This is a genomic window from Burkholderia sp. BCC1993, assembly GCF_905339865.1.
Taxonomy (GTDB): domain Bacteria; phylum Pseudomonadota; class Gammaproteobacteria; order Burkholderiales; family Burkholderiaceae; genus Burkholderia.
In genome coordinates, this window is sequence record NZ_CAJPGZ010000001.1 from 129335 (window position 1) to 142675 (window position 13341).

12 protein-coding genes are annotated in these 13341 nt (G+C 69.6%); 8 read left to right on the forward strand and 4 right to left on the reverse strand.

Going from position 1 to position 13341, the window contains the following annotated elements; translation table 11 throughout:
* Positions 1–23: 23 nt before the first annotated feature.
* Together U4Y91_RS00590 and U4Y91_RS00595 are read right to left on the reverse strand one after the other, a co-directional pair.
* Complete coding sequence (locus tag U4Y91_RS00590; RefSeq protein ID WP_415750440.1) at positions 24–1112, reverse strand: porin; 1089 nt, start codon at positions 1110–1112, stop codon at positions 24–26.
* A gap of 347 nt (positions 1113–1459) precedes the next feature.
* Complete coding sequence (locus tag U4Y91_RS00595) at positions 1460–2350, reverse strand: IclR family transcriptional regulator (protein WP_257770894.1); 891 nt, start codon at positions 2348–2350, stop codon at positions 1460–1462.
* 294 nt (positions 2351–2644) lie between these two features.
* On the opposite strand from U4Y91_RS00595, the gene U4Y91_RS00600 reads away from it, so the two are divergent.
* The 8 genes from U4Y91_RS00600 (at position 2645) to U4Y91_RS00635 (ending at position 10988) form a co-directional block, all read left to right on the forward strand.
* Positions 2645–3727 (forward strand): ABC transporter ATP-binding protein, encoded by a 1083-nt coding sequence (locus U4Y91_RS00600; RefSeq protein ID WP_059532006.1) that lies wholly within the window; start codon positions 2645–2647, stop codon positions 3725–3727.
* The gene (locus tag U4Y91_RS00605) at positions 3728–4711 is read left to right on the forward strand and encodes an ABC transporter permease (RefSeq protein WP_321802524.1); all 984 of its coding nucleotides are present in this window, start codon (positions 3728–3730) and stop codon (positions 4709–4711) included. It abuts the gene before it with no gap.
* Positions 4708–5502 (forward strand): ABC transporter permease, encoded by a 795-nt coding sequence (locus U4Y91_RS00610; RefSeq protein ID WP_321802526.1) that lies wholly within the window; start codon positions 4708–4710, stop codon positions 5500–5502. Before U4Y91_RS00605 ends, U4Y91_RS00610 begins: the two co-directional genes overlap by 4 nt.
* A complete protein-coding gene (locus tag U4Y91_RS00615; protein WP_321802527.1) occupies positions 5502–5849 on the forward strand; it encodes a (2Fe-2S)-binding protein in 348 nt (115 codons plus the stop codon). Before U4Y91_RS00610 ends, U4Y91_RS00615 begins: the two co-directional genes overlap by 1 nt.
* Entirely contained in the window at positions 5846–7291 is a 1446-nt protein-coding gene (locus U4Y91_RS00620; RefSeq protein ID WP_321802529.1) for an NAD(P)/FAD-dependent oxidoreductase, read from the forward strand. The genes U4Y91_RS00615 and U4Y91_RS00620 overlap by 4 nt, the downstream gene beginning before the upstream one ends.
* Entirely contained in the window at positions 7284–8435 is a 1152-nt protein-coding gene (locus tag U4Y91_RS00625) for an FAD-dependent oxidoreductase (protein ID WP_321802531.1), read from the forward strand. Before U4Y91_RS00620 ends, U4Y91_RS00625 begins: the two co-directional genes overlap by 8 nt.
* Complete coding sequence (locus U4Y91_RS00630) at positions 8432–9478, forward strand: ABC transporter substrate-binding protein (RefSeq protein ID WP_321802533.1); 1047 nt, start codon at positions 8432–8434, stop codon at positions 9476–9478. Before U4Y91_RS00625 ends, U4Y91_RS00630 begins: the two co-directional genes overlap by 4 nt.
* A 172-nt stretch (positions 9479–9650) precedes the next feature.
* The gene (locus U4Y91_RS00635) at positions 9651–10988 is read left to right on the forward strand and encodes an MFS transporter (protein WP_321802535.1); all 1338 of its coding nucleotides are present in this window, start codon (positions 9651–9653) and stop codon (positions 10986–10988) included.
* 110 nt (positions 10989–11098) lie between these two features.
* Here the strand turns inward: U4Y91_RS00635 and U4Y91_RS00640 are convergent, their stop codons facing one another.
* Both U4Y91_RS00640 and U4Y91_RS00645 read right to left on the reverse strand, forming a co-directional pair.
* The gene (locus U4Y91_RS00640; RefSeq protein WP_321802537.1) at positions 11099–12109 is read right to left on the reverse strand and encodes a 3-hydroxybutyryl-CoA dehydrogenase; all 1011 of its coding nucleotides are present in this window, start codon (positions 12107–12109) and stop codon (positions 11099–11101) included.
* A complete protein-coding gene (locus U4Y91_RS00645; RefSeq protein WP_321802539.1) occupies positions 12106–13212 on the reverse strand; it encodes an NAD/NADP-dependent octopine/nopaline dehydrogenase family protein in 1107 nt (368 codons plus the stop codon). Before U4Y91_RS00645 ends, U4Y91_RS00640 begins: the two co-directional genes overlap by 4 nt.
* Positions 13213–13341: the final 129 nt, after the last annotated feature.

Genomic DNA, 13341 nt, shown 5'->3' on the forward strand with positions numbered 1-13341 from the left:
AGACGCGCGAACGCGTCAGGACATCAGAACTTCTGGCGGATGCCGACCACCACCGCCACCTGCGACGTCGTCGACGACGGCCCGTCGGTCCCGTCGATCCACGCGTGGCCGACACCCGACGACGCCTTCTGGTAGAAGCCGTTCACGTACACGTCGGTGCGCTTCGACAGCAGGTACTGCAGGCCGGCCGACACCTGCTGGTAGTGACCGTCGTCGGCGCCGCGCGCGACCTTCGTATAGGTGTAGCCGGCCGCGGCCATCAGCGCGGGCGTGATCAGGTAGCGCACGCTGCCTTCGTAGTTGTTGAAGCGCAGCGCGCCGCCCGTCGCCTGGCTGAAGTTCGAGCCCGTGTACAGCAGCCCGAGCGTCGCCGCGCCGATCGTGTAATTGCCGCCCGCGCCCCAGATCTGCTGGCGCACCGCGTTCGACAGGCCGGCGCCGAACACCGACGCCGAGCCCGGGTAGTAGTTGTCCGTCGCGACGGCGCCCGTCGCGCTGGCCGCCGGATGGTTCACGCGCGCATAGGCGGCGCCTGCATTGAGCGGCCCGTGCGTATAGGTGACGCCGGCGCTCCACGTGTTGTCGTTCGAGAAGCCCGTCGAGTTCGAGAACCCATACATCAGGTTCGCCTGCAGGCCCGCGATCGTCGGCGACACGTACTTGACCGCGTTGTTGGTGCGGAACGTGTTGTTGATGTCGTCGTTGTCGAACGGATGCGTCGAGTACTGCGCGAGGAAGCTGCTCATCTGCAGCGAGCCGAGAATGTCCTGCGTCGAGTTGTACTGGCGGCCGAGCGTCACCGCACCCCAGTTCGCGCCGCTCAGGCCGACCCATGCGGAGCGGCCGAACATCCGGCCGCCCTGCCCGAGCGCGCCGTTCGCGACGTTGAAGCCGTTCTCGAGCCGGAAGTTCGCCTTCAGGCCGCCGCCGAGATCCTCGCTGCCGATCAAGCCCCAGCGCGGGCCCGATTCGTTGCCGCCCGTGAACTGCCACAGCGCATGGCCCTTCGCGTTGTTCGTGTAGGTCACGCCGGCGTCGACGATCCCGTACAGCGTCACTGTCGACTGCGCGTGCGCGGCGCCGGCGAACAGCATCGCCATGGCCGCGCTCATGCACGCGACGCCCGTCTTCCTGCCCATCGTTCGCACCATCTCCGTCATCTCCTCTCCAAACCGTCTTGTCGATGTTGTGTTGTGTTTTGTTGATGCTGGCCATACGCGCCGGTCGGCTTGTATAGACAGTGACTGGATGGTATCCAGCCGCAATCGCATCAAGAAATGAAATGTTCAACTGGCCGGCAGTTGAAAATCGAATGGAGACGAACGAAGGGGAAACGGGCGGCGAATGCGCGTGTCTGAAAGCCGATAGAAAGCGTGGAAGCCCGCCGGACGCGGCGCATTCTGCTCAGACATGAATGGCTCGCGTAAGCAAGCTGACGAAACGGTAACGCACGAGGCGCCTATGCGGTTTTCCCGGATAGACCGTGCATCGGCCGCCGCAGCGCGGCGTCGAACGGATTCGTGCGCGGGCCGATCGCGTCGGCCTGGCGCCGCAGCAGCTCGACGACCATCGGCATCCGGTCGTCGCCGAGCCGCGACGCCAGCGTGCCGACGCTCAGCGCGCCGACCGGATAACCGGTGCGATCGAGGATCGGCACCGCGACGCCGGCCATCCCGTCGAGCACGCCGCTGTTGCGGCCCGCGTAGCCGAGCTCGCGCACGCGCTCGATCTCGGTGCGCAGGTAGACCTCGTCCAGCACGCCGTAACCGCGAATGCGCGGCACGTTGAAGCGGATCACCTCCTCGCGCTCGGCTTCCGGCAGGAACGCGAGGATCGCGAGGCTGCCCTGCCCGACCCCAAGCGCGATGCGCCCGCCGATGTCGCCGGTGAACGAGCGGATCGGGAACGGGCCTTCGCACAGATCGAGACACACCGCGTCGAAGCCGCTCTTCACGAGCAGGAAGATCGTCTCGCCGAGGCTCGCGCACAGCCGCAGCAGCGCAGGCCGGCACAGCGTGCGCATGCTGCTCGGGTTGCCGGCCAGCGCGGCGAGCGCAAAGAAGTCGACGCTCAGCCGGTACAGCTTCGACTGTTCGTCCTGCTCGACCATCCCTTCGGCGATCAGCGATTGCAGAATCCGGTGCGCGGTGCCCTGCGTGAGGCCGACGGCCTTCGCGAGGTGCGTGACGCGCACGCCGTCCTGCTGCATGCCGGCCAGCGCGCGCAGGATCGCGAACGCACGCTGCAGCATGCCGGTGCCCGGCGCGCCGGCCGCATCGACGGCGGCGTCCTCGTCCGCGGCCGGCATGCGTACGGCACGCGACGTTCCGCGCGAATGCGGTTCCTGCATGCGAATTCTCCTCGATGATTTCATTGAACGGAATACATCAACCGCCATTGTCGTGCCGCCAAAATGCGCGGGGCATCCGGGTGTGCACGGGATTGACGCGCGTGTTTCACCACCTGGCCGCCCTTCACTCAACGGAACGATTTTCCGGCGACGCAGCAAAGCATTCCGTTCACTGGAATTTTTCCGAAATTCATCTCGTTGAGCAGAATTCCAAATTGACGCTCCGAAATATGGCTGGCTAGAGTCCGCGTCAATGACGCACCGGCCATGCGGTGTGCGAACCCGGAGTGCTCCATGTCGTTTCTCACGCTTACGGATCTGACGAAATCGTTCGGCGAGCTCACCGCCGTCGCCGACGTCAACCTGTCGGTCGAACAAGGCGAATTCGTGTCGCTGCTCGGGCCGTCGGGCTGCGGCAAGACCACGACGCTGCAGATGATCGCCGGCTTCGTCGACGTCACCCGCGGCCGCATCGCGCTCGACGGGCAGGACATCACGCACATGAAGCCGAACCGCCGCGGGCTCGGCATCGTGTTCCAGAGCTATGCGCTGTTTCCGCACATGAGCGTCGCGGAGAACGTCGGCTTCGGGCTCGACATGCGCGGCGTCGACAAGGCGGAGCGCGCCGAGCGCATCCGCGCGGCGCTCGCGCTCGTGCGCCTCGATGCGCTCGCGCACCGTTTTCCGCGTGAATTGTCCGGCGGGCAGCGGCAGCGCGTCGCGATCGCGCGCGCGGTCGTGATCGAGCCGCCGGTGCTGCTGCTCGACGAGCCGATGTCGAACCTCGACGCGAAGCTGCGCGAGGAGATGCAGTTCGAGCTGCGCGCAATCCAGCGCAAGATCGGCACGACGACGATCATGGTCACGCACGATCAATCGGAAGCGCTGTCGATCAGCGATCGCGTGGTCGTGATGGAAGCCGGCCGCATCACGCAGACGGACACGCCGTACCGCGCGTACGAACGCCCGGAGAACCATTTCGTGTCGCAGTTCATCGGCAAGGCGAACCTGCTGCCCGGCACGATCGTCGCGCACGACGGCGACGCGATCCGCATCGATCTCGGCCACGATCTCGCGGAGACCGGCCGCACCGCGCACCTGCCGGCGCGGGAGCGCGACGTGCGCATCGGCGACGCCGTGTCGGTGTGCATCCGTCCCGAGAAGCTGCGACTGTGCGCACCCGGCGCGGGCCGCTTCGCCGCGACCGTCACGAGCCGCTTCTTCCTCGGCAGCCAGTGGCTGTACCGCGTCGACAGCGCGCTCGGCGAAGTGCTCGTGTGCTGCCAGAACGAAGGCGCGGAGCCGCTCGCGGAAGGCGCGCCGGTCGGCGTCGACTGGCACAGCGACGCGGTGCGCGTGATGCGCCGGGAGGCCTGAATGGGACAGCCTACCCGTCCGCTTTCGACCGACGGCGCGCCGGCCGGGCTCGCGCAGTCGGCCATGGCTACCGCGGACGCCGTGTCGCCCCGCGCCGCCGGCAGCCGCACGTGGCGCGCGACGTGGCGCGCCCATGCGCCGCTGTGGCTGATGTGCGCGCCCGCGTTCGCGCTGTTCGCCGCGCTCGTGCTCGTGCCGCTCGCGATGACCTTCGCGCTCACGTTCTCCCGTTACGACCCGGCCACCGGCCCGATCGCCGCCTTCCAGCTCGGCAACTACGCGGAGGTGCTCGGCTCGTCGTACTTCCATACGATTTTCGCGCGCACGTTCGGCATCGCCGCGCTGACCACCGCGATCTGCGTCGCGATCGGCACGCCCGAAGCGTACGTGCTGTCGAAAATGCGCGATCCGTGGCGCTCGCTGTTCCTGCTCGTCATCCTTGCTCCGCTGCTCGTGTCGGTCGTCGTGCGCGCGTTCGGCTGGAGCATGCTGCTCAACACGAGCGGGCTCGTAAACCAGGCGCTCGGGCTCGTCGGCCTCGGGCCGTACAAGCTCGAATACACGACGTTCGCGATCGTGATCGCGCTCGTCCACGTGATGCTGCCGTTCATGGTGATTCCCGTCTGGACGGCGCTGCAGCGGCTCGATCCGCAGACCGAGCACGCGGCGCTGTCGCTCGGCGCGTCGCCGTTCACGACGCTGCGCCGCATCGTCGTGCCGCAGCTGATGGCGGACGTGCTGTCGGGCAGCCTGATGGTGTTCGGGCTGTCGGCGAGCGCGTTCGCGATTCCCGGCCTGCTCGGCGGACGCCGCCTGAAGGTCGCGGCAACCGCCGTCTACGACGAATTCCTCGGCTCGCTGAACTGGCCGCTCGGCGCGACGATCGCGGTGCTGCTGCTGGTCGCGAACCTCGTCGTGATGCTCACCTACTACCGCGTGCTCGAACGCCGCTATGCGCGCAGCCTCGGAGGCGCTTCCCGATGAGAAAGAACGGTCCCATTGCGCTCGCGTTCCATACGCTCGTGATCCTGTTCGTGCTCGCGCCGCTCGCGATCGTCGTGCTGGTCGCGTTCACGCCCGACGAAACGCTGACGCTGCCGACGCATGGCCTGTCGCTGCGCTGGTTCCGCGCGATCCTCGACTATCCGGACTTCGTCACCGCGTTCGTCAACAGCGTGAAGCTCGCGTTCGCGTCGGCGACGCTGTCGCTCGCGATCGCATTGCCCGCCGGGCTCGCGATCGGCCGCGCGACCTTTCCCGGCCGCGCGTTCCTGAACGGCCTGCTGCTGTCGCCGCTCGTGATTCCCGGCCTCGTGCTCGGCATCGCGCTGCTGCGCTTCTTCGCGCTGATCGGCGCGACCGGCTCGTTCGCATGGCTGGTGCTCGCGCACATGATCGTCATCACGCCGTTCGTGATGCGGCTCGTGCTGGCGTCCGTCGCCGGCCTCGACCGCAGCGTCGAACAGGCCGCATGCTCGCTCGGCGCCGATCCGTGGACGACGTTCCGCCGCATCACGCTGCCGATGATCCTGCCTGGCATCACCGGCGGCTGGCTGCTCGCGTTCATCAACAGCTTCGACGAGCTGACGATGTCGATCTTCGTCACGTCGCCGCAGACGGTCACGCTGCCGGTGCGCATGTACATGTATGCGACCGAATCGATCGATCCGATGATGGCGTCGGTATCGGCGCTGGTCATCTTCATCACCGCCGGCGCGATGCTGCTGCTCGATCGCGTGTACGGCCTGAACCGCATCCTGATCGGCCAACACTGATGACGACTTTCGTTTCCCGTTCCACCGACAGCGCGGACGACGGCGCGCAATTCGTGCGCGTCGCCGAACGCGAGCGCGCCGCCGTCGCGTTCACGCTCGACGGCCGGCCCGCGCACGCGCTCGCCGGCGACACCGTGCTCACCGCGATCCTCGTCGGGCAGCGCCGCGTGCGCGTGAGTGAATTCAGCGGCAAGCCGCGCGCGGGCTTCTGCCTGATCGGCGCGTGCCAGGACTGCTGGGTCCGCACCGAGGCCGGCGCCCGCGTGCGCGCATGCTCGACGCCGATCGCCGATGGCATGCGGATTCTCACCGGCGCGCAGCCCGCCACGGCCGGAGACGCATCATGAGCGACGCACTGCGACCGGTGATCGTCGGCGCGGGGCCGGCCGGCGTGCGCGCGGCCGAGGCGCTGGTCGACGCGGGGCTGCGCCCCGTCGTGATCGACGAGAACGCGCGCTGGGGCGGGCAGATCTATCGCCAGCCGCCGGCCGACGGCGCGTTCGCGCGCGGCAAGCGCGTGCTGTACGGCTTCGAGGCCGCGAAGGCCGATGCCGTGCACCGCACCATGGCCGCGTTGCTGCCGCACATCGACTATCGGCCGGACACGCTCGCCTGGGCGTGCGGCGCGGGCCGCGTCGACACGCTGCAGGACGGCCGCGAAACAACCGTGCCGTTCTCGCATCTGATCATCGCGAGCGGTGCGACCGATCGCATGCTGCCGGTACCGGGGTGGACGCTCGCGGGCGTCTATACGCTCGGCGGCGCGCAGGTCGCGCTGAAGGCGCAGGGCTGCGCGATCGGCAGCCGCATCGTGTTCGCGGGCACGGGGCCGCTGCTGTATCTCGTCGCCTATCAGTACGCGAAGGCCGGCGCGCAGGTCGCGGCCGTGCTCGACACGAGCCCGCTGCGCCGGCAGGCTGCCGCGACGCCCGCCCTGCTGCGCATGCCGTCCACATTCGCGAAGGGGCTGTACTACATCGGCTGGCTGCGCGCGCACGGCGTCGCGATCGAAACCGGCGTCACGCTCGAGCGCGTGCTCGGCAAGCGGCACGTAACGGGCCTCGCATGGCGCATGGCCGGCGGCGACGCGCCGCCGCGGATGCTCGACTGCGATGCGCTCGGCCTCGGCTTCGGGCTGCGTTCCGAAACCCAGCTCGCGGATCTCGCCGGCTGCCGCTTCCGTTTCGATCCGCTCGACCGCGCATGGCTGCCCGAACGCGATGCGGCCGGCCGCACGTCGGTGCGCGGCATCTACGTGGCGGGCGACGGTGCCGGCATCGCAGGCGCCGACGCGGCCGAGGCGTCCGGGCGACGCGCGGCGCTCGCGCTGCTCGAGGATGCGGGTATCGCGATGCCGTCGTCGTCGCCGTCGCTGGCCGGCAAGCCCGATGTGGCGACGCTCGATCGCACGCTCGCCCGGCTCGGCGCGTTCCGTGCCGGCCTCGAAGCGGCGTTCGCGCCGCCCGCCGCACTCGCCGCGCGCTGCCCGGACGACACGATCGTGTGCCGCTGCGAGGAAATCGACGCGGGTACGCTGCGACGCTGCATCCGCGGTGGCGAAGCGACCGAGCTGAACCGGCTGAAGGCGCTGACACGCGCCGGGATGGGCCGCTGCCAGGGTCGCATGTGCGGCGACGCGATCGCACTCGTGCTCGCCGAGGAAACCGGCCGCGCGCTCGCGGACGTCGGCCGGTTGCGCGCGCAACCGCCGGTGAAGCCGTTCCCGATCTCCGCCGCACTCGCGGGCGACGATGTCACGGCGATTCCCGACGAGGCACGCGATGAGTGAACGCCGTCACTACGACGTCGCGATCGTCGGCGGCGGGCTCGTCGGCGCTTCGGCTGCGCTGGCGCTCACGCGGCACGGCTTGCGCGTCGCGCTGTTCGAGCGCCGCGACTGCGGCGCGCAGGCAAGCGGCGTGAACTACGGCGGCGTGCGCTGCCAGGGCCGCCCCGCCGAACAACTGCCGCTCGCGCTGCGCGCGCGGCGCATCTGGGATCGCCTGCCCGAGCTGATCGGCATCGACGGCGAATTCGTCGTGTCGGGTCATTTGCGGCTCGCGCGCAGCGACGCCGATCTCGATGCGCTCGATGCCTACGCGACGCTTGCCGGCGAGCACGGCTTGCCGTTGCAGGTGATGTGCGGCGACGCGTTCCGCCGCCGCTACCCGTGGCTCGGCCGCGCGGCGGTCGGCGGCTCGCTGTGCGCGACCGACGGGCACGCGAACCCGCGCGTCGTGTCGCCCGCGTTCGCGCGCGCGGCCCGCGCGGCGGGCGCCGACGTGTTCGAGCACACGCCGGTCGACGACGTCCGGCACGACGGCACGCGTTTTCATGTCGCTGCGGGCGGCCGCGCGTGCACGGCGACGTGGCTGATCAATTCGGCCGGCGCATGGGCGAACACGATCGCCGAACGCTTCGGCGAAGCGGTGCCGATGGAGCCGATCTACCCGAACATGTGGGTAACCGAACCATTGCCGCCGTTCATCACGCACAACCTCGGCGTGTACGGCGGCGGCGTATATGCGCGGCAGGTCGCGCGCGGCAACTGCGTGATCGGCGGCGGGCGCGGCCGTGGCGACGGCGAGTTCGGCCAGCCGTCGGTCGACACGACGCGCGCCGTGATGCGCGACGCGTGCGCGCTGCTGCCCGCATTGCGCGACGCGCTGCTGATCCGCACGTGGAGCGGCGTCGAAGGCTGCACGCCCGACCACAACCCGATCATCGGCGCGAGCCGCACGACGCCGAACCTGCTGCATGCGTTCGGCTTTTCCGGCGGAGGCTTCCTGCTCGCGCCGGGCGTCGGCGAGGTACTCGCCGAGCTCGTCACGACCGGCGAAACCGCCACGCCACTCGATGCATTCTCGATCGGCCGCTTCTTCCCCCAAACCGCGCCGACCGCCCCTTTCCGTCAAGAGGAGACCCAACGATGAAACTGCTCGGAACGATCGCGGCGGCTGCCGCCCTCTGCCTCGCAGGCGCCGGCGCGCCGGCGTTCGCGCAAACCAAGACGATCTACGTCGGCATGAACGGCGGACCGATGGAGAAGGCCTATACGAGCCAGGTGCTGCCCGACTTCGAGAAGGCGAACAACGTGAAGATCGTCGTCGTGCCCGGCACGTCGTCCGACGTGCTCGCGAAGCTGCTCGCGAACCGCAACAAGCCGCAGATCCACGTCGCGTTCCTCGACGACGGCGTGATGGCACGCGCGGTCAGCCTCGGCGTATGCCAGAAGCTCGACGATGCGCCGGTGCTGAAGGAGCTGTATCCGTTCGCGCGGATGAAGGACGACGTCGGCGCGGGCGTGCAGCTCGGGATGACCGGCATTGCGTACAACAAGAAGCTGTTCGCCGAGAAAGGCTGGGCGCCGCCGACGTCGTGGATGGATTTCGCCGACCCGAAATACAAGGGCAAGGTCGTGTTCCAGTCCGCGTCGAGCAGCACGTTCGGGCTGCACGGATTTCTCGCGATCAACCGGCTGCTCGGCGGCAGCGAACAGAACGTCGAGCCCGGCTTCAGCAAGTGGGCGAGCACGGTCGGGCCGAACGTCGTCGAGTACATCCCGAACTCGGCGAAGATCTCCGAGATGGTGCAGACGGGCGAGGCCGGCCTGTTCCCGCTGACGCCGACCGGCGTCGGCGACCTGCAGGACAAGGGCATTCCGGTCGCGTATGCGAACCCGAAGGAAGGCCCGGTGCTGCTGCTCGTCGACCTGTGCGTGGTCGCGAACAACCCGGATCCGCAACTGGCCCAGAAGCTCGCGCAGTTCCTGCTGTCGGCACCCGCGCAGACGAAGGCGGCCGAGGCCGGCAAGCAGATCCCGACCAATCGCCTCGCGAAGATGCCCGCCGCGATGCAGCAAAGCCTCGGCAACGTCGACGATCTGGTGCGCAAGGTGACGGTGGTCGACTGGACGGCGATCAACGCGCGCCGCGCGCAATGGGACACGCGCTGGAACCGGCAGATCGAGCGGTAACGGGCACCGGCGCGCGCGGGCACGGCCGTGCGCGCCGCGACCATCATTTGCGGGAGTGATGACACTCCCCTTTTTCTGCGGATTTGACCGGGGCGGCGGTGCCGACAACACTAGCCCGCAGTGCCGCATGCGTTGCAGAGACGGCACGCGCCCGCCCCCTTCAGAGCCCGCCATGTACCCGACCGACACCGTGCAATCCCCGAGCGCCGCCCGGCCGCTCGCCGACCGGCAGCTTCGCCGGATCGTCATCGCCTCCGTCGCCGGCAACGCGATGGAGTGGTACGACTTCTTCGTCTACGGCACGGCCGCCGCGCTCGTGTTCGGCCACGTGTTCTTTCCGCCCGGCGCGTCGCCGCTCGCGGGCAGCCTCGCGGCGTTCGCCGCGTTCGCGCTCGGCTTCGTCGCGCGGCCGCTCGGCGGGATCGTGTTCGGGCATGTCGGCGACCGCTACGGCCGCAAGGCGTCGCTCGTGTGGACGCTGCTGATCATGGGTGCGTCGACGTTCGCGATCGGCTTGCTGCCGACCTACGCGCAGGTCGGCCTGTGGGCGCCGGCGGCGCTCGTCGTGCTGCGGCTGCTGCAGGGCATCGCGTCCGGCGGCGAATGGGGCGGCGGCGTGCTGATGATCAGCGAGAACGCGCCGCCCGAGCAGCGCGGCTACTACGCGGCGTGGAGCCAGCTCGGCGTCGGCGGCGGCTTCGTGCTGTCGTCGGCCGCGTTTCTCGCCGCCCAGGCGCTGCCCGACGACGCGTTCCGCACCTGGGGCTGGCGGCTGCCGTTCCTCGCGAGCATCGCGATCTTCGCGATCGGCATCTATATCCGCCGTCACCTGCCGGAAAGCCGCGACTACGAGCAGGCCGGCAAGCGCGGCGCGCACACGCATTTGCCGATCGTCGAGTGCATCCGCCGCCATCCGAAGGAAATCCTGCTCGCGATGGGGCTGCGCGTCGCCGAAAACGGCGGTGCGTACATCTTCCTCGCGTTCTCGCTCGTCTACGGCAAATACGTCGGCATCCCGAACGGCGTGATGCTGACCGGCGTGATGATCGCGATGATCGTCGAAATGGGCGCGATGCTCGCGTGGGGCCGGCTGTCCGACCGGATCGGCCGCAAGCCCGTGTACCTGATCGGCGCGCTGAGCCTCGTCGCGAGCGCGTTTCCGTTCTTCTGGCTGCTCGACACGCGCGCGACGCCGCTCGTGTGGCTCGCGCTGACGGTCGGCACCGCGGTGAGCCACGGCGCGATGATCGGCACGCTGCCCGCGCTGGTCGGCGAGCTGTTCAGCACCGAGGTGCGCTATTCGGGCGTCGCGCTCGGTCACGAAGTCGCGTCGATCTTCGCGGGCGGCATGTCGCCGCTGATCGCGACCGCGCTGCTCGCGCGCTATCACGCGTCGTGGCCCGTGTCGCTGTTCCTCGTGGCGCTCGGCCTCGTGACCGTCGCGACGCTGTGCGTGATGCGCGAGACGCGCGGCGCGCGATCCGCCGACACGCGCGGCGACACGGCATGAGCGCGCCCGCCGCGCACGCGACCCTGCCGGCAGGCGAACAACACAGCAGTTTGCGGTACCGCATGCACGCGTGCGCGACACGACGATCGCACCCGGCCGCGACGACCGTGCTATGCGTCCGTGCTGCGCCGCGCGCCGTCGAACTCGGGCGCCAGTCCCAGGTGGTCGAGCAGCCGCGCGAATTCGCCGAGCCGCTGCCGCATGTAGGCCGGCACGTCGACCTGCGCATAGTCATGGAACCCGGCGCCGCTACGCACGCCGTCGCGCCCGGCCGCCATGTTGCGCACGACGCTGTCGGCCGGCGCGAAGCGCGGGCCGATCTCGCCGGCGAGATACGTCGACGCGTAGTACAGGATGTCGCAGCCGCCCCAGTCGATGAACTCGAGCAGCCCGAGCACCGCGAAGCGCGGGCCGAAGCCGGTGCGGATCGCCATGTCGATGTCTTCGGCGCTCGCGACGCCCTCTTCCACCATGCGTGCCGCCTCGTTCATCGCGAGCGCCTGGATGCGCGGCACGATGTAGCCGGGCGCCGGCCCGCAGATCACCGGCTTCTTGCCGACGCGTTCGAGCAGCGCGGCCAGTGCGTCGACGACCCGCTGATCGGTCGCGTCGCTGCGGCTGATCTCGACGAGCGGCATCAGCAGCGCCGGGTTCAGCCAGTGCGCATTCAGCATCCGTTCCGGGTGCGCGACATGGCGCTGCAACTCGGTGACGACGAACGTCGACGTCGTCGACGCGATCGTTGCGCGCGCATCGACATGTGCGCCGAGCCAGCGCAGCGCGTCGGCCTTCGCGTCGAGCACCTCGGGCAGCGCTTCGAACACGATGCCGGCGTCGCGCAGCGCGGGCGCCGCACCGTCACGCGCGACCAGCGCGATGCGGGCGACGACGGCCGCCGCCTGGTCGGCATCGATCCTGCCGAGTGCCACCTGCGCATGCAGCGGCCGCGCGATCTCGCCGCGCGTGCGATCCTCGAATACGCGCCAGCCTTGCGCGTCGCGCGGCTTGAAGTCGATCAGCGTCACGTCGAGGCCCGCGAACGCAAAGACGAGCGCGATCCCCTGCCCCATGCGTCCCGCGCCGAGCACGTGCACGCGCGTCACGTCGGCGGCGGGCGTCATGCGGCGTACCCCGCATCGAGCAGCGCGCGCTTCGCGTCGCGCGACAGCGCGGCGAGGCCGAGCGCCTCCAGCGTGCGCCCTTGCGCATACAGGTCGCGGCCGGTCACCGCCGACGCGACGCTCAACAGTCCCTGCGCAACGGGCGTCGGCACGTCGGCCCGGCGCCCGCACGACACGATGAAGGACAGCCCGAGCCGGGTGTCCTCGAGCATGTAGCGATGCGTGCGCAAATCGATCTTCTCGCGCCAGTCGCCGCTGTCGGTCAGCTTGCCGTGCGCGCCGCGCCCGTACATCCATTCGTCGCCGTCGGTCGCGTAGTGGTCCGCCAGCGGGAAATGCGGCGCGCGGTAGCCGAGTGCCTCGCGCACGGCGATGCGTTCGGCGTCGAGCGCATTCGTCACGCGGCGGATCGACGGTTGCGTGCCTTCGTTGTGGATGTCCCACGCGTCGAAGTGTTCGAGCGGCCCGGCGTTCATCAGGATCAGCGGCGGATGAATCACCGGGCCCGCGTTCATCAGCGCGCCGGACAGCGCATCCTCGACCGGCTCGACCGACGGGTAGCCCGCGCGCAGCACGTCGAACGCCCAGCCGGACGTGTTCGCGGGAAACACGCCGGTCGGCAGGCGCGTCGCATACGCGCTGATCACGACCGCGTCGTCGCCATGCTTGCGTACCAGGTACGGCAGCGTGCCGGTCTCGGCAAAAGCGACGCGCGCGCGGTTGCCGGCATCGGCCGCCGCACGCGCGAACACGACGCTGCCGAACGTGCCGGGCGGCAGGAACACGACCTGATCGTCCTCGAGCAGGGGCGCGACCTGCGCGGCGAGCGCATCGTGCGAGACGGCCGGCAGCGGCACCACGACGAGCCGCGCGCCGTGCAGCGCGGCCGCGAGATCGTCGCTCAGGCGGATCGCGCCGGGCGCGTCGCCGAGCGGCACGGCACGCTTGCCGCGATAGTCGGTCACGTGCAACGCGCCGAGCTCGCGCAGCCGCGCATGCGGTTCGCGGTCGCGCCGCCACCACGTCACGTCATGACCCTTCTCGAACAGGTCGATCGCGGCCGCATGGCAGCCGTGGCCGCCGCCCAGTACACATACCTTCATCGTCGTCTCCCGGTGAGTGAGTGTTGCCGAGACTACGCGGCGGCGCACGTCGCGTCGCTTCAAAACGCGCAACGGCGCGCCCGTTCGCGCAACGCAATCGCGGCGACGCGCACGACGTCGTACCCATCC

Coding starts and splice junctions, on each gene's coding strand:
- U4Y91_RS00630 (WP_321802533.1), top strand. CDS start 8,432: ATGAAACTGCTCGGAACGATCGCGGCGGCTGCCGCCCTCTGCCTCGCA.
- U4Y91_RS00640 (WP_321802537.1), bottom strand. CDS start 12,109: ATGACGCCCGCCGCCGACGTGACGCGCGTGCACGTGCTCGGCGCGGGA.
- U4Y91_RS00600 (WP_059532006.1), top strand. CDS start 2,645: ATGTCGTTTCTCACGCTTACGGATCTGACGAAATCGTTCGGCGAGCTC.
- U4Y91_RS00645 (WP_321802539.1), bottom strand. CDS start 13,212: ATGAAGGTATGTGTACTGGGCGGCGGCCACGGCTGCCATGCGGCCGCG.
- U4Y91_RS00605 (WP_321802524.1), top strand. CDS start 3,728: ATGGGACAGCCTACCCGTCCGCTTTCGACCGACGGCGCGCCGGCCGGG.
- U4Y91_RS00590 (WP_415750440.1), bottom strand. CDS start 1,112: ATGAGCGCGGCCATGGCGATGCTGTTCGCCGGCGCCGCGCACGCGCAG.
- U4Y91_RS00625 (WP_321802531.1), top strand. CDS start 7,284: ATGAGTGAACGCCGTCACTACGACGTCGCGATCGTCGGCGGCGGGCTC.
- U4Y91_RS00635 (WP_321802535.1), top strand. CDS start 9,651: ATGTACCCGACCGACACCGTGCAATCCCCGAGCGCCGCCCGGCCGCTC.
- U4Y91_RS00620 (WP_321802529.1), top strand. CDS start 5,846: ATGAGCGACGCACTGCGACCGGTGATCGTCGGCGCGGGGCCGGCCGGC.
- U4Y91_RS00595 (WP_257770894.1), bottom strand. CDS start 2,350: ATGCAGGAACCGCATTCGCGCGGAACGTCGCGTGCCGTACGCATGCCG.
- U4Y91_RS00615 (WP_321802527.1), top strand. CDS start 5,502: ATGACGACTTTCGTTTCCCGTTCCACCGACAGCGCGGACGACGGCGCG.
- U4Y91_RS00610 (WP_321802526.1), top strand. CDS start 4,708: ATGAGAAAGAACGGTCCCATTGCGCTCGCGTTCCATACGCTCGTGATC.